Below are 16,637 nucleotides of genomic sequence, written 5' to 3' on the forward strand. Positions count from 1 at the left end.
TTAGCACACTTTTGTTGAGGATTTAGCTCAACTACTTATTATTAATAAAGACATTATTCATATCTAAAAATATCATACAATAAATACTAATAAAAAAATTATGTTCATTTAGATAAGGTAAAAAAAGATTTAAAATCTATAATAGAAAGCTATGAATTAACTCATTTAAAATATTGAATACAAGGATTTTTGAAGAGCTATTTTTTTTAAACAAAAGCGTGATATATACAACATTAAAGAAGTAATTTGTAATACAATAGATTATATAATAACCAACTTTGTATATTAGCAATTAAGTTACACTAAAATAGACATTCTAGATACAATCTATAACAAAGTTACAAATCTTTTAAAATACTAAAGATAAACTTTTAAAAGTTCATCTTTTTGTTCTATTTGAAAGACATACACTTTTTATACAGCATATCTTCTTAATTTTCCGGTAAATATTGCTCTCTGCTACTAATATTTTACCCCGTCTTTATTTTGAAAAGGTCAAGTACCAGTTTCATAAATTTCTCCACTCCTTTTTCAGTAATTTAATATTGCTGATCAGCAGGATTATCCTTTGCAACCCAGTCTTTCTCTACAAATTGTTCCAGCAAAAGTTGTCCTAATTTTTCGCCAATATGAGTAGGAAGATTTAGCGGGTTTTCTTCCGGTTGATTTGTTCATTTTCGTATTGGGTTATAGTTTTTATAGGATGTATTAATTAAGATGAAGGTAATCCTTAATTGTTTTCAGCACTCCAAAGCTGTCATTGGTACAGGCTTCAAAATTGGCTACCTGCTTTACGTTCGGATGGGCATTTTTCATAGCGTAAGAATACTTAGCATTCTTCAGCATTTCTATATCGTTCATATAATCACCGAAAGCCATCGTATTTTCAGGAGAAATACCCAACGATTTTTGAAGTATTTTCAGAGCATTTCCTTTGTTAATATCTTTATTCATAATATCAAGCCAGTATTCTCCGGAAACAACTACTTCCAGACCGAATTCTTCAAATCTTTTAAGAGCCGGATACAGATATTTTTCAGCACCTTCGGGATGATAGACTGCTATTTTAAAGGCTGTATCATCAATTTTTTCCGTAAGATCATCTTTTCTCATGTTTTCAGTATAGTACTTTGAGAAAAAGTCTACAAACTGCTGATCTTCGGTTTCGTAATAAGCCATTTTTTTAGCTGATAATACTGCTTTGGCTCCTGGTATTTCCCGAACAGCTTTGATAATCTCAACTATATATTGATATTCCAGTATATCGGCAAAAAGCTCCTGATCTTTATAGATAACATAGCCGCCATTTTCAGCGATAAAACCGATCTCACTTTCTATTTCTCCGAAATAATGGGTGATGCCGGGCATCTGTCTGCCGCTTGCTGGGACAAACAGAATATTTCTTTTTTTCAGTTCTTTGTAAACATCCGAAAATTCAGGGCTCATTTCATGGCTGGAATTGAGGAATGTCCCATCCATGTCCGTCACAATTAATTTAATCTGTTCCATAATTTTATTGGGAAAAGCAATTGTATGTATCAGAATCACAATTTGCTTATTCTTTTTCAAAGATATTGATTTTATTATTTTTCTTGTAGTGAATGGTAGGAAGGTTTCTTAATATGGCTGCGCTTTGTTCCGGAGTAATGTCCCGTTGAGGCTCTGCCAGCATTTCATAGCCTACCATAAATTTCTTTATTTCTGCACTTCTGAGCAGCGGGGGATAAAAATGCATATGAAAATGCCATTCCGGATGTGGTTTTCCATCTGTGGGTGACTGATGGATTCCCGCAGAATAAGGAAATGACATTTCAAAGAGATTATCATATATCGTGGTCAGAGTCTGGAGAATAGTTGCAAAAGATTCTTTTTCATTCTCAGAAAATCCTGCCATATTTTCTCTTTTCTGCTTACTTATAATCATTGTTTCATAAGGCCATAACGCCCAAAACGGCACCAATGCGACAAAGTGTTCATTTTCTGTGACGATGCGTTCTCCAGCCGTTATTTCCTGCTGAAGATAGTCTTCCAATAATGTTCTTTTATTATTTTCAAAATAGAATTTCAATTGATCCTGGGTTTTATGAACCATAGCCGGAATTGACGACTGTGCCCATATCTGACCATGCGGATGAGGGTTACTGCAGCCCATAACACTTCCTTTATTTTCAAAAATTTGAATGTAATTGATATGGTCCAAAGCAGCCAGTTCATTAAACTGCTCCTGCCATATATCCACAACATTTTTTATCTGTTCCACAGACATTTCCGGTAAAGTAAGACTGTGATTCTCAGAAAAACAAACCACCCTGTTGATTCCGCGTTCCGGAAGAAGGGTAAAAAAACCGGAATGTTCTTCAGAAAAATCAATTTCTTCATTAAGCAATGCCCCGAAATCATTATTAAAGACATAAGTCCCTTTATACTCAGGATTTCGGGCTCCATTAGCACGGATATTCCCGGAACACAGATAGCAATCCGGATCGTATACAGGTCGATTTTCTTCTGTAGTATCTTCTTTCTGTCCCTGCCATGGTCTGTTTGCCCGTTGTGGAGAAACCAGTATCCATTCATCCAATAGAGGATTGTATCTTCTGTGGGGATGCTTATTACGGTCAAATGATGTATTCATTGGTGTATTCTTTTATCCCGTCGGAAATTTTAACATGATAAACTTTCATCTGAATATTGAAATTTTCAAGATATTTTTCACTGATGATCCGGATCACTTCTTCAGCTTTATTTTCCTGAATCAGGTTGATGCTGCAGCCTCCGAAGCCACCTCCCATGATTCTCGCTCCCAACACTCCTTTCTGCAGTAATGCATTTTCCACTAAAAAATCAAGTTCATTGCAGCTGACCTCAAATTCTGTTGAAAGCCCGGCATGGGTTTCTGTGAGAAGTGTTCCCAGATATTCAATATCTCCTTCTGAAATAGCTTTTGCAGCCATTTCCACTCTGTAGATTTCTTTAAGAAGATAGAGACATCTTTTATATGAAATACTTCCCATTTCTTCTTTTACCATATCAAGCATCGCCAGCGTAAAATCCCTGAATTTTTCGGTTTCCGGAAAGTTTTTCCATAAAACTTTTTTCCCGTTTTCAACATCTTTACGCCTTTCATTATAACCGGATGTCAAATGGGTATGCTTTACACAGCTGTCAAAAAGCAGCAGGCTGTATCCTTTAAGGTCAGCATCGAAATATTGATGCTCAAGTGAATTACAGTCGAGCATAATCACTTTATCTTCCTTCCCGAATACGGAGGCAAACTGATCCATAATTCCGCATTGAACTCCCACAAAAGAATGTTCTGATTTTTGCCCGATCACAGCAATATCTTTTTTTGAAATCTGAAGATCAAAAAGTTCATTGAGGATATAAGCAAAACCACATTCAAGTGCAGCTGATGAAGAAAGCCCAGCTCCCATCGGAATGGTACTGCTGAAGACAATTTCCATCCCACAAAACTTGTTTTCCGGCTTCTGCAGCTGGCTGAAAACACCCAGAATATAGTTCATCCACATCTGCTGAACCGGTTTTATCTCCATAGTGACATCAAATGTATAGTCTTCTCCAAGGTCTTTGGCAACAATTGTACACAGATTAGTCTGAGGAGCCTTACGGACGGCAAAACAGATATATTTATCTATGGCAGCGGGCAATACAAAACCATCACTGTAATCTACATGTTCGCCGATAATATTAATTCTTCCCGGCGAAAGGAAAATATGTTCGGGTTCTGATTTGAACTCGGTTTTAAACTTATTTATAGTTGGGTTGATTAACTGTTCATGCATATCAATCTTTTCTGATAAAACAGATCTTAGGCGATCTAAAGTATAAAACTACTGAATATAGAACAGATTTATACTTTCTCTGCCTGACCTTACTTCATTTTTTTTGAATCTTTGATGAACTGGTCTAATCCTGAATCTGTAAGCGGATGTTTCAGAAGAGAAAGTATAGGGGCCAATGGACAGGTCACAACATCAGCACCAATCTTTGCACAGTTGATAATATGCATACTGTGTCGGACAGAAGCTGCCAGTATCTGTGTCTGAAAAGCATAATTGTCATAAATTGTCCTGATTTCTGAGATCAGATGAAGACCGTCTGTAGAAATATCATCCAGCCTTCCCAGAAACGGAGAAACATAGGTGGCTCCGGCTTTGGCAGCCAGTAATGCCTGGCCCGATGAGAAAACGAGAGTACAATTGGTCTTTATCCCTTTTTCAGAAAAATACCTGATGGCTTTGATTCCATCCTTAGTCATAGGAACTTTTACAACAATCCTTGGATGTAATGCGGCAAGCTCTTCTCCTTCTTTAATCATTTCTTCGAAAGTAATTCCCAATACTTCAGCACTTACATCCCCATCCACAATATTACAGATTTCAAGGTAATGATGATGTATATTTTGCTTTCCTGAGATCCCTTCTTTCGCCATCAATGAAGGATTAGTAGTTACCCCGTCCAGAACTCCAAGGGCATTGGCTTCTTCTATCATCGCCAGATTGGCGGTATCAATAAAAAATTTCATAGATATTATTATCGTTTATAAGTGTTAAATTTACACTTATATTTTGATAAATCATCATGAGAATATATTTTTTTACTGGTCTTCAAAAAACTATTCCATGAAGTAATTAAACTCTTTCCTGTACTGAGAAGGACTTTTTTGGATATATTCTTTAAAAGTTTTATTAAAATAACTGAAATTATTAAACCCGGATTCAAAGCAGACTTCTGTAATGCTCAAAGGCTGCTCCGCCAGAAGCTTGAGTGCATGGGTAATCCTATATTCATTTACAAAACGGGTAAAGGTCTTGTTGGTGATTTTTTTAAAATAACGACAGAAAGACGGTACTTTCATATTGGCGAGATCAGCCACATCTTCCAGGGTAATGGATTCTTTGAAATGGTCTTTCACATAATTAAATATAAGATTGATTCTCTCATTGTCTTCAATCTGTGTCTGAAGATAATATTTTCCTGCATTTAAGATTCTGTAATCCTGAGTAACAGACAGCTCATCCAATATTTTCAGGAATCTGCACAGCTTGTCCAAAGAGGAAGCTTCATGCATTTCAACAATCTCTTTTCCGATTGCTTTTTTCACGTCTTCTCCAAATACTATTCCTGCCTTGGACTTTTCAAGCAAAGCAGAAATCCTATGCATCTCCGGTATGCTCCAGATAGATTCTCCTAAAAAATCAGACTTAAACTGAATAACCATTTCATACTCATTATGTGTATTCTCGTTGGTAAGCCCGCAGTGCGGAAGATTGCTTCCTATCAAAACCAGGTCTCCATCTGAAAAATAAGAAATACTGCTTCCGATCTGTCTTTTTCCAGAGCCTTTACAGACAAAAATCAGTTCAATCTCGGGATGATAATGCCAGACATGTGACTTTATATTCTCATTGGCCAGGAATTTCAGACTGGTAAAACTACTTCCTAAAGTAGGCCTTATGGCTTCAAAAGATGGGCTTACAAGTTTCATAGGACAAAATAAATAATTTCATATGTAAAATTAACAAATAACACATCAATAACAATAATTAAAGTTAATATAAGACATAAATATGAAAATTTACTTATAGCCTGAAAAATATTACTGCCATAGATTTGCAGTATCAATTCTAAAAGCCTTAACCCATGAGCACATTATTAAAAGCCGTATTTTTTGCAGGAGCCTTATTGTTCTCAGCAAATGTAATGAGTAAGGACAGAGATTTTTCCCTTTCCTTTGGAAACGTACAAGACAAAACATTGAACTTTGAGCTTTCAAATGCAAAAAGTGTATCTGTTTTTGTTTATAACAATGCACATGATGAGCTATTTTTCGAGAATCTCGCAGATGGAGATCATGTAACCAAGACTTATGATTTTCAGAATTTTACACCCGGGACTTACTATCTGGTAGCGGAATCGGAAGTGAAAATAGAGAAATACAGGATAAAAATCAGTGCTGATAATGTTATGGAAGTGGAAAAAGCGCCTGTAAGTGCTGTCCATAAGCCTAAATATACCATTTCCGGGCATATGGCAAAGCTGCACATGTCTGATGTGAAAGGCCCTGTAAACATTTCGGTATCTGATCTTTCCAATACAACTTATTATACATCCAGCAGAAAATCTGATGACGGAAAAGTGGATATCACTTTTGATCTTGATCCCAAAACAGCAGACCAATATATCATCCGGGTTGAAGAAAACGGAAATGTGTTTAACAAAATGATTTCTCTCCGATAAACCGGAATATTAACAGATAGATTGACATATCGATCATTCCAATTATTTTGGATTAAAATTTTACTTACAGTTTATTGTTTTGAGGCAGCTCCCATTTCCTAAACAGAAAAAGAGCTGCCTCATTTTTTTAGTTGTGATGTGTCATATCCAGCTTAATCTTCTTAAGATCTTCCAGTTCATGAACAGGGCGTTCAATGTCATAAGGAATCGGCTTTTTAGAAAAAGTCTGGAAATACAGCAGGCAGGCATCTTTCCACCATATCGCATCCCTGGACTGAATTCTGAGTTTTGACTGAACATCAGCAAACCGCTGTTCATCTATATAAGGTTCCATTCTGTCCCATATTTTCTGATAATCCCTTACTTTTTTCACTCCGGAATCATAAGTATAGCACAGCTCATCCCACAATATTTTTCCGTCTTTCATCTTATAATCCCAAGGAACATGATGAAACCAAAGGATAAGATTTTCCGGGCAGGTTGAGATATTTCCATATCTTTCATTAAGTGGCGGAAAAAACTGTGAAACAGCATTACTTCCTGTTTTTGTTCTGTTAAAACCCAATCCCAGCGCATCAGCCTGATGGTAATAGACAGGTGACCAGTCCGGTCTTCCGCCTTTATAATCTCCCCATGGTTCAGGACCGTAGTGATGCCCTCCTGCAAAGATATGATGTAATCCCAAAGGCATCATATAGTCCACGGCAGTTTCCCTGGAGGAAAGCATGATCCCCTTTACCGGATTCAGGAAGTTCTCATCATCTGTAAACGTCATTTTAATCCATTCATCTGCAATCTGCTCTGAGCTCAGCTGGTGATTCCATGCCAGCCTCCCGAATGCATACCAGTTGGCCTGTGCAAAATGATGTCCCGTCCAGTTGGTATCTTCCCCAATATTGGCAACGGCAGAAATAGCTGTAATTTTTGCAGGTCTTAAAGTACCGTCTGTAATTTTAGCAATGGTAGATCCTTGCCCGTCAGAATAAGTATCGCTTTCCAATGTTTCTTTGAATAAAGGAGCAAGAAACACCAGATGGTTTGAAAAGCCCAGATATTCCTGTGTGATCTGAAACTCTACCATTTCAGAAGTTTTTCTTAATGCTCCGAAAAGTGGATTAAAAGCTTCACGGGGCTGAAAATCAACAGGGCCGTTTTTGATCTGAATAATGACATTATCCCTGAATTTACCGTCCAGAGGAACAAATTCAAGATAAGCCTGTTTGGCTCTGTCATCCTTGCTTGGACTGTAAACAAATGCTCTCCACATCACAATGCCATTGTAAGGTTTCAAGGCATCAGCCATCATATTGGCTCCATCTGCATGGGTTCTTCCGTAATCCTGAGGTCCAGGCTGTCCTTCAGAATTGGCTTTCACCAAAAATCCTCCGAAATCAGGAATCAGTCTGTAAATTTCAGTAGCTTTATCTTTCCACCATTTTTGTACATCTTTATTCAATGGATCCGAGTTTTGTAATCCGCCAAGAACTTTGGGTGAAGAAAAATTCACGGAAAGATACACCTTTATGCCATAAGGTCTGAAAATATCAGCCAGAACCCTGACTTTTTTAAGGTAGTCTTCCCTAAGCATATTGGGAGAAGCATTCACATTATTCAAAACAACAGAGTTGATTCCCACAGAAGCATTCGCTCTTGCATATTCTTCGTAACGCGGAGAAATTTTACCGGGTAAATCTCCCCATTTCCAAAGGGATCTTCCGGCGTATCCTCTTTCAATACTTCCGTCCAGATTATCCCAATGATCCAGAACTCTTACATCGTATGAAGGTTTTTCAATACTGTTTACATGAGACAGATCAGCTTTTGTCTGCTGCAAACGTAAAATATGATAGACTCCATATAACAGTCCTATTTCTTTGCCTGCAGAAATAACGATTTTTTCAGGCGTTGAAACAATTCTGTAACCGTCTTTCAGATTTTTATCTTTATTTTCCGTACGAAGTTCCACCGTTTGTCCCTGCCAGTGGCTGCTCAGCTCTTTTCTGGCAATGTTGAGCGTAGGACTGCTGCCTTTGGAAATGATCTTATCTGCTGATATTCCATGTTTTGCAGGAAACCTAAGCCATAGCTGACTTCCGTCCTCTGCGAAAATCAGTAGCGGAATCATCAGAAAAAAAAGGATATAGAGTCTCAGATATTGCATTGAAAAATTTTAAATAATTAAGAATTTCTATTGCTGGTCTTCAAGACCTTCAATTGTTTTGATTTTACCTTCATGATCGTATTCCAGTTCAATCACTTTCATACTTCTCAGCCATGTTTTACCGCCACTTGGAATAGAATCATGGAAAAACAGGTACCATTTCCCTTTGAATTCCACAATACTGTGATGGGTAGTCCATCCTACCACCGGAGTAAGAATTTCTCCCTGAAAAGTAAATGGCCCGTAAGGATTATCCCCGGTTGCATAACAAATCAGATGGGTGTCACCTGTTGAATAAGAAAAATAATATTTGCCGTTGTACTGATGCATCCATGACGCTTCAAAAAAGCGGTGCTTATCACCATGAAGCAGTGGTTTTCCATTTTCATCAATGATGACAACGTCTTTAGGAGCTTCAGCAAACTGAAGCATATCATCGCTTAGCAAAGCCACCTTTGAATGGATTGCAGGCTCGTCATTTTCAGGAATTATTGCAGATTCAAGTGCCTTATTATCTCTGTAGCGCTGCAATTGCCCACCCCATATTCCTCCAAAATACATATAATATTTCCCGTTATCTTCAAAAATGCAGGGATCAATGCTGTAGCTTCCCATCATCGGATGTTTTTCAGGAATGAAAGGCCCGTAAGGTTTATCACTTACTGCAACACCGATTCTGAAGATATCATTTTGATCCTTCAGAGGAAAATACATATAATATTTGCCGTCTTTGAAGGCAACATCGCAATCCCACAGCTGTCTTCCCGCCCACAGAATATCTTTTACCGAAAGTACTACGCCATGATCTTTAATTTCTCCGCTGTCTACATCATCCATTGAGAAAACATGGTAATCATTCATATCGAAGTGATCCCCGTTATCATTTTCTTCAATTCCGCTTTCGCGGTCATGAGAAGGATAGATATAGATTTTATCTTCAAAAACGTGAACGGAAGGGTCTGCCATATAATCTTCCGGGAATAAATATTTTGATTTTTTCATTAAGTAAAAATTCTATTGATTTTAATTTTTCTCTGCCAATTTTATTATTTTTTGTACTACAGGTTTCTCCTGGTCTTTTCTGTCAAAAAGTAACGGATAATCTGTCCTGCCTTTCACAGGAAAATCATTTTTCCAGGACTGCTTGTCGGTAACTCCCCATAAGGTTACTCTTCTTATTTTATCTTTGTGTTTCAAGAACAGACCAAAGAAGTCAAGATAACGCTTTTCCCATTTCGTTTCTACTTCATTGGGAAGACCTTTGGTGTAAGGATTCATTTCTTTCTGATAGGCAACAGTATCTGAAACATTGGCAGAACTTCCCCAAGGAGAGGGCAGCGCACTAATTTCCAGTTCTGTAATATTGACCTTAACTCCTGCATTGGAATACGCCAGGATTGCTTTTTCATATTCATCCATGGAAGGGGTATCCATGCCAACATGAGCCTGCATTCCTACTCCATCAATACGGATTCCTTTCGATTTAAGCTTTTCAACCATCTTGATGACTGTTTTTACCTTTTCAGGATACCATTCATTATAATCGTTGTAATATAATTCTGCATTGGGATCAGCTTCCTGTGCATACTGAAATGCTAAAGGAATAAAATTTTCACCCAGGATTTCGTAAAACTTACTTTTCCTGTAGGTTCCGTCTTCAAGAATCGCTTCATTGACCACATCCCATCCTTTTACTTTTCCTTTGTAACGGGAAACTACTGTTGTAATATGATTTTTCATTCGTTGTTTCAATACTTCCGGAGAAACATCCTTTCCGTTGCTGTCTGTAAAAAACCATTTTGGAAGCTGGGAATGCCAGATTAACGTATGTCCGATGATGAACATATTATTTTTCATCCCGAAATCAACAAATTTATCGGCATCATCAAAGAAGAACTTTCCTTCCTGAGGCTGCAAGAACATAGATTTCATGCAATTTTCGGCAACAATAGAGCTGAATTGTTTTTTGATAATCGCTGCTGCTTTCTGATCTGTACCGTCAATCTGAGGAAGACTCATCGCGGTCCCGATGTAAAATTTATCCTGAAATGCTTTTTTTAAAGTACCGTCAGATTTCTGTGCCGACAGACCTGAAGCGGTAATTGCTGCCAAACCAATTAAAATACGTTTCATATTGTTAGTTTTATTTTCTTCTTTCAGCCAGATCTTTTTCAATCTGAACTTCCATTTTTTTGTTGATTTTATACAATAAAAGCAGTCCGCAGGCAATGAAAAATGGAATGGACGGGAATATGCTCACGAGCATCTTTGCTCCTGCTGCCACTGTTTCAGGCTGAATAACCTGCTCATTTCCATGTACTGAAATGTATCCATATTTTCCAATGATCAAAGCTACCAGAGAGCTTCCGATGCTGAGACCCACCTTAAGTCCTACCATCATAGCCGAGAAAATAATAGCTGTTGCCCTGCGGTTATTCTTCCATTCCGAATAGTCGGCGACATCGGCAATCATAGCCCACAAAAGCGGTGTGCTGATTCCGTAAAAGAATCCGTGTAAAATCTGTGACAAGAACATAATTCCCACTGCTTTCGGAGGATAGAAGATAAAAAACAGAATAAAAAGTGTAGAGATGAATAATGAGGCAATAAAAGTATCACGTTTTCCAAATCTGTCTGCCAATTTTTTAGAGAAGGTAATGCCTACAATCATCATCACAATTCCTCCTGCATTAAACAATCCGAATCCTGCAGACTTGGGATCTTCCCCAAAGAAATTCATCCCTGCAGAATTAAAAAATGCTGTAATGGGTGAAATAAAATTCTTCAGAGCATTTTCATCCACATAATTATTAAAATAATATACATAAGATCCTCCCTTCATTGCCAGGGTGATAAATATAAATGCTGTCACGGTAAGCATAATAATCCATGGCCTGTTTTGGAATAAATCTTTTAGATCTTCTTTCAGGCTTGATTTCTGCTCCGGCTTGGGAATGATTCTTTCTTTGGTGGTAAAAAAGGTGATCAGCAGCATCACAGATCCGATCACAGCCAGCCATGTCATAACGGTCTCAATTCCCTGTGCTTTGTCTCCATGGCCTACATATAAAATGATAGGCAGCATAAAAACCTGCACAAAAAACTGTGCAAACATCACAGCTACAAAACGATACGAAGAAATACTGTTACGTTCACTCATATCTCCCGTGATAACGCCGCTCAAAGCAGCATAAGGCAGGTTATTGGATGCATATAATAACAATAATAATGAATAGGTAACCGCAGCATAGATCATTTTGCCCTGATAAGAAAAATGAGGGGTACTGAAGGCTAACAGTGCAGCAATACCAAGCGGCACAGCGGTAAATAAAATCCATGGGCGGAATTTTCCCCATCGCGAGCTTGTACGGTCTGCCAGGGCTCCGATAAGCGGGTTAAAGCCAAATCCGGCAATTAAACCTACGGTAAGGGTGATGACAGAGGCATCCTCTGGTTTTAGTCCGTAAATATCTGTATAAAAATAGGTCAGGTAGGTAACTAAGGTCTGAAAAACAAGGTTGGCCGCCAGATCTCCTAAGCTGTACCCCACTTTCTCTATTACCGATATTTTTTGTGGCTGATTATCCATTGATTTTGATAAGGTTTTCTATGTTAAATTAATTTTTTTCTGTTGTAAAAGGTGAAGCAGGCAGCCCGCTTGTGTTTTTAAGATTGCCGTCTGGGTTGTCTGCCCAATCATAACGTACATTGACAGGATTGGTGATCTGATCATTCCAGACAATGACCTCATTATCTTTTGCTTCTGCTTTTGCCCATTGATAACGGCCGTCTTTCTGCTGTATGGCAAAACCTTTAAGGCTTCCCTGTACCAGATCATCTGTACCAGGTTTAAAGGATAAAATAATGGTATTACCTTCTGTTTTCATTGACTGATAAACGGGTCCGTCAGCTATGATTTTTTTGCCTTCTCCGATTTTCAAGGCCTGTAAAGCCAGCCTGCCACCCACTGTTTTTTTATTTAAGGGATGAATATCATTCCATTCTCCCAAATCAATGGCTACAGCAAGTCCTGTGTAAGGAATATTGAGAGAAACCCGTCTCTGCTGCTCTCTCAGTTCTGCCCAACCACTATCCAGAGGTTCATCTTTTTTCTCCATAAAATTAGCCAGCTGTACAATGAAGAACAGCATATCATTCTTGTTCCATTTTGAACGCCAAAGTGAAATCATTGTTGATAACAAATCTCCGTATTCTTTTGGCTTTCCTGTATTACTTTCCCCCTGATACCAGATAAATCCTCTGATCTTATAATTAATCAGCGGGTTAATCATAGCATTATAAAGTCCTACCGGTTTCCAGCGGATAAATGTCTGTCCGGGAGCCATTTTTTCCATTTTTGCTCCTATTTTATATTTCCACTCGCCTTTAAGGTCTGTTTTTTGTCCGTCAATTTCTAAGTAATATGGTTTATCTGCAATAAACTGTCCTTTTCCGCTGCCATTGATGACTCTTACCGTAATGACGTTCTTTCCTTCTTTTAAAACACCTTTGGGAATGTCATACCAGCGTGGCGGATATTCATAGGTTACATTTCCTACTTTAATTCCATTAATATAAGTAATATCAGCATCTTTTATTCTTCCCAGATTTAAAAATGCTGTTTTCTGGTCTGCTCCTTTAGGCAGGATAATTTCTTTACGGAACCACACCGAACCGTCAAACGGACCTTCCTGATCTTCCCATGAGCCCGGCACCATCATGGTTTTCCATCCGGAATCACTAGCGTTATCTTTTTCCCAGTGCTGATTGAAACCGATGTCACTCTGATCCAGCTCTGCATACCATGCTTTGCTTAAAGATCTTTCCTGGGATTCTGTAGACTGTATCAGATCATCATTTTTCCATTTTTCTGCTTCAGCCAGGTATTCCGGGTATTTTTTCAGTGATTTTTCATCCATCCAAGCCTGAACCGGAGAGCCTCCCAGACTGGTATTAATGATTCCTACTGGAACTTTATTTTTTTCATTCAGTTCTTTGGCAAAGAAATAAGCAACCCCAGAAAAATCAAGTATCGTCTGAGGATTTGTACTTTCCCACTTCCCTCCGTCAAGATCATTTTGCGGAGCTTTAAAATTGTATTTCTGCGGAACCGTGAAGAATCTTATATTCTGATTATTGGCATTTTTAATTTCATTTTCATACAGAGGTGTCAGCCTGCGCATCGGAAGTTCCATATTGGATTGTCCTGAAGCCACCCACACATCACCAATAAGAATATCTTTAAGGGTGATCTCATTAATTGACATGGTATACGGGCCGCCGGCTTTAAGTTTTGGAAGTGTTAGAGACCAATTGCCATTCTGATCAGCTGTAGCATTATAGGTTTTACCGATAAACTTAACCATAATTTTTTCTCCTGCATCTGCATATCCCCAGATTTTCAGATCCTGGTTTCTCTGAAGGATCATTCCGTCTGAAACCAAAGCAGGCAGCCTTACTTTTGCATCAAAACTGCAAATGGCTGCAAGAAAAAATAATAAGTATAGGGTTCTGTTTTTCATGGAAAAAATCTGTTTTTATTTTTAGTTCAGCTTTTATTGCTTTTCGTATTTTCCTTTAAGTAAACGGACTTCGATGATTTTAGCGGTCATCAATTTTTCATCTGTCAGGAATTTTACAGTAAGATTTTCTTTATTCTTTTCTGAATCAGGTATCGGAACGGCCAGATATTGTGGTGAACTTCCGGACTTTCCTTCCAGATTTTGAGTCATGATTTTTTTACCGTTGATCTCAATATTCAGCGTACGGCTGGTATTCGCATCAAAATACAGAACGTAAAGGTATGAAGCATTTTTTCCGTTATTTTTCATCTGGTAACTGAACCAGCCTTTAGCATCGCGGAAATGACGGTCTTCCATATATCCTGTGCCAGAGTCTTTGCTTTCTATAAAATGGTCTGATTCCGGCTGCTGTTCGCCCAATTGGATTTTATCTGCTGTGATCATATCCAGCTTTCTGGTTTCCGCTTCTTCTTTTGTCTTTTGCTTCAATGTATTCTCTATTTCGTTTTTGTCAGCCTGAGGCCAGTACAGAATATATCTTTCTGCATGAATACTGTAAAATGGCACAAGATCTAAACCTTTTCCAAATTTTTCAGACGGATAAAGCCCTGTAACGGCAAAGTTGAGCGGTTTATTGTTCAAAGGTGTAACATGGCTGACCACTTCGGAAGGATTTCCAAGGATAACTGGAATTTCGTTTAAAGGAATCTGCGGACCATGAGCAATATGGCCGCCTCTGCTATCGTCCGCAAGAAGTCCCTGTTGGTTTTCAGTACCGTATTTTGCGGCAAGCACTACAGGACCGTATTTAAATGCATAATAATTGGAATGGTCAGGAAGTTGTTCTGCAGATAGATGCATGGGTAAAATCATTTTCACCACATCTCCTTTCTTCCATTTTTTAGTCAGCGTAAAATAGCCATCTGAACCACGCTGTACTTTTTCCTGCTTTCCATTGATCAGAATTTTTACTTCTGAAGGAGTGGTCCAGTCCGGACATCTCAGTTTTAAATCAAATTCTGACTTTCCTGCAGCATCAAAGATCAATGTTGTTTCAGGAACTTCCGGGAAGTTATTGACCTGACGGAGAACTATTTTTTGCTGCTTCCATGTCAATGTGGAAGGGATAAACAGGTTCACATATAAATCCTTATCTGACCGGGCATAAATCATTTCTCCATATTTGGCATGATTTTCCATTCCGGATCCTACACAGCACCAGAAGCTGGTCTGAGGCTGTGAATAAACACGGTAGTGTCCGGGACGCATTGGCGTAAAGTACACAAAACCTCCCTGATCATGATTTTCTGTGGAAAGGATATGATTGTATAAAGCTTTTTCGTAATAATCGATATAATAAGATTCAGGCTGCGTTGCATAAAGCTCTTTGGTCAGCTTCAGCATATTATAGGTATTGCAGGTTTCGGGACCTTCAATACTTTTTATCATACTGCTGAAATCATTGACAGGGTTAAAATGTTCACTGACACTGTTTCCGCCAATAACTGAAGATCTTTTCCCGGTAACGTTATGCCAGAAAAAGTCAGCGGCATTACTCCAGGACTCGTTATTTTCAAGATCGGCAATATGCTTGTATCCGATTACTTTTGGAATCTGTGTATTCGCATGAAGCCCTGTAAGTTTATCTTCTCCTGCTAAAAGAGGAGTAAGGATAGCCTGATGGGAAAAGCGGTGAGCCAGCTGCAGATATTTTTTGTCATGAGTGATATCATAAACATCCGCAAAAACTTCGTTGAGTCCTCCATGTTCACTGCGCAGCATATCCTGTATCTGTTCATCAGAAAGGTCTGAAACTTCATTCATCATCCAATCTGTGAGTCTGATGAGCATTGTCTTTGCTTTTTCATTTTTGGCATACCAATATGCGTCGCGTAATCCTGAGTACAGTTTGTGAATATTATACAAAGGCACCCAGCGGTCATTCAAACCAAAGCCTGAAGCTCTTATATTTCCTAGTTTTATTTCTTTCCAGATCTTTTTTCCATCGGGAATTCCTGAAATGTATCCGTCCGAAGAGGCTTTCTGACAGCGTTCCAGCTCACTGATCATATAATCAATTCTCTGTTGTATTGCAGCATCTCCTGTAGAAGCATACATCAGGGATAATGCTGAAATATAATGCCCTCCTATATGCCCGTCCAGACCTGTATTTTCCCAGTTGGGATAATTTTCGGATTTTGGTCTTAAACCAGCTTCTTTCAGATAGGGAGCCAGCAATCTGTCCGGCTCCATCGCCATGAGATATTTCCGGTCTGCCATCATGGCTTTATTGAAAACACTCTCTGATAACTTTACAGTTTCCAAAGGAAAATAGTGAATTCTCTCCTTCACCTGCGCTGAGGTAAATGAAACAAAACACAATAAAAGAACTGAAAGTTTTGGGGTCATAGATAAATGTCAATTCAACATTTCTAAAGTAATGGAAAGAATCTATATACGAAACATTTTTTGAGTCCGGTTCATTCATTTTTTCATTTTAAACCTTTCATAAAGCCCTATAAACAGACAAAATTGCAATACCTTATCATAAAAAATAAGATAATCAATTTACAAAAAAACGAAACCGAAAAATCATACGATTCCCTATGAAAATGAATTCAGGGTATATTTTAGTGAAAATTTAAACAATATCAATGATGCCTTATCGTATTTTTAACGTTAAGCCTATTTACATG

12 protein-coding genes are annotated in these 16,637 nt (G+C 38.2%); 1 reads left to right on the forward strand and 11 read right to left on the reverse strand.

Annotated features, from left to right (window positions below):
• Positions 1-708 precede the first annotated feature (708 nt).
• The 5 genes from DRF57_RS13445 to DRF57_RS13465 all read right to left on the reverse strand — a co-directional run bounded on the left by DRF57_RS13445 (position 709) and on the right by DRF57_RS13465 (position 5,506).
• Positions 709-1,509, reverse strand: a complete 801-nt coding sequence (locus DRF57_RS13445) for an HAD family hydrolase (protein ID WP_115919042.1) — start codon at positions 1,507-1,509, stop codon at positions 709-711.
• Between the two features lie 46 nt (positions 1,510-1,555).
• Positions 1,556-2,632, reverse strand: coding sequence for a UDP-glucose--hexose-1-phosphate uridylyltransferase (locus DRF57_RS13450; protein WP_115919012.1), 1,077 nt, complete (start codon positions 2,630-2,632; stop codon positions 1,556-1,558).
• Entirely contained in the window at positions 2,616-3,800 is a 1,185-nt protein-coding gene (galK, locus tag DRF57_RS13455) for a galactokinase (protein ID WP_115919014.1), read from the reverse strand. Before galK ends, DRF57_RS13450 begins: the two co-directional genes overlap by 17 nt.
• 89 nt (positions 3,801-3,889) lie before the next feature.
• Entirely contained in the window at positions 3,890-4,543 is a 654-nt protein-coding gene (gene fsa / locus DRF57_RS13460; protein ID WP_115919016.1) for a fructose-6-phosphate aldolase, read from the reverse strand.
• Between the two features lie 90 nt (positions 4,544-4,633).
• Entirely contained in the window at positions 4,634-5,506 is an 873-nt protein-coding gene (locus DRF57_RS13465; RefSeq protein WP_115919018.1) for an AraC family transcriptional regulator, read from the reverse strand.
• Between the two features lie 155 nt (positions 5,507-5,661).
• Between DRF57_RS13465 and DRF57_RS13470 the strand changes: the two genes are divergently transcribed.
• Positions 5,662-6,258: a hypothetical protein gene (locus DRF57_RS13470; RefSeq protein WP_115919020.1), complete on the forward strand. Its 597-nt coding sequence runs from the start codon at positions 5,662-5,664 to the stop codon at positions 6,256-6,258.
• Between the two features lie 127 nt (positions 6,259-6,385).
• On the opposite strand, the gene DRF57_RS13475 is transcribed toward DRF57_RS13470, so the two are convergent.
• Genes DRF57_RS13475 through DRF57_RS13500 form a run of 6 tightly spaced genes read right to left on the reverse strand, consistent with a single transcriptional unit; the run spans position 6,386 to position 16,350 of the window.
• Entirely contained in the window at positions 6,386-8,419 is a 2,034-nt protein-coding gene (locus DRF57_RS13475) for an alpha-glucuronidase (RefSeq protein ID WP_115919022.1), read from the reverse strand.
• 27 nt (positions 8,420-8,446) lie between these two features.
• A complete protein-coding gene (locus DRF57_RS13480; RefSeq protein ID WP_115919024.1) occupies positions 8,447-9,421 on the reverse strand; it encodes a glycoside hydrolase family 43 protein in 975 nt (324 codons plus the stop codon).
• Positions 9,422-9,442: 21 nt separating this feature from the next.
• Positions 9,443-10,552 carry an endo-1,4-beta-xylanase gene (locus DRF57_RS13485; protein ID WP_115919044.1) on the reverse strand — a complete coding sequence of 370 codons (1,110 nt, stop codon included), beginning with the start codon at positions 10,550-10,552 and terminating at the stop codon, positions 9,443-9,445.
• Between the two features lie 10 nt (positions 10,553-10,562).
• Positions 10,563-12,008 carry an MFS transporter gene (locus DRF57_RS13490; RefSeq protein ID WP_115919026.1) on the reverse strand — a complete coding sequence of 482 codons (1,446 nt, stop codon included), beginning with the start codon at positions 12,006-12,008 and terminating at the stop codon, positions 10,563-10,565.
• A gap of 28 nt (positions 12,009-12,036) precedes the next feature.
• Positions 12,037-13,941, reverse strand: coding sequence for a sialate O-acetylesterase (locus DRF57_RS13495; RefSeq protein ID WP_115919028.1), 1,905 nt, complete (start codon positions 13,939-13,941; stop codon positions 12,037-12,039).
• Positions 13,942-13,974: 33 nt separating this feature from the next.
• Positions 13,975-16,350 carry a glycoside hydrolase family 127 protein gene (locus tag DRF57_RS13500; protein ID WP_115919030.1) on the reverse strand — a complete coding sequence of 792 codons (2,376 nt, stop codon included), beginning with the start codon at positions 16,348-16,350 and terminating at the stop codon, positions 13,975-13,977.
• Between the last annotated feature and the right edge of the window lie 287 nt (positions 16,351-16,637).

This window comes from Chryseobacterium rhizosphaerae (assembly GCF_003385455.1).
Lineage (GTDB): Bacteria > Bacteroidota > Bacteroidia > Flavobacteriales > Weeksellaceae > Chryseobacterium > Chryseobacterium rhizosphaerae.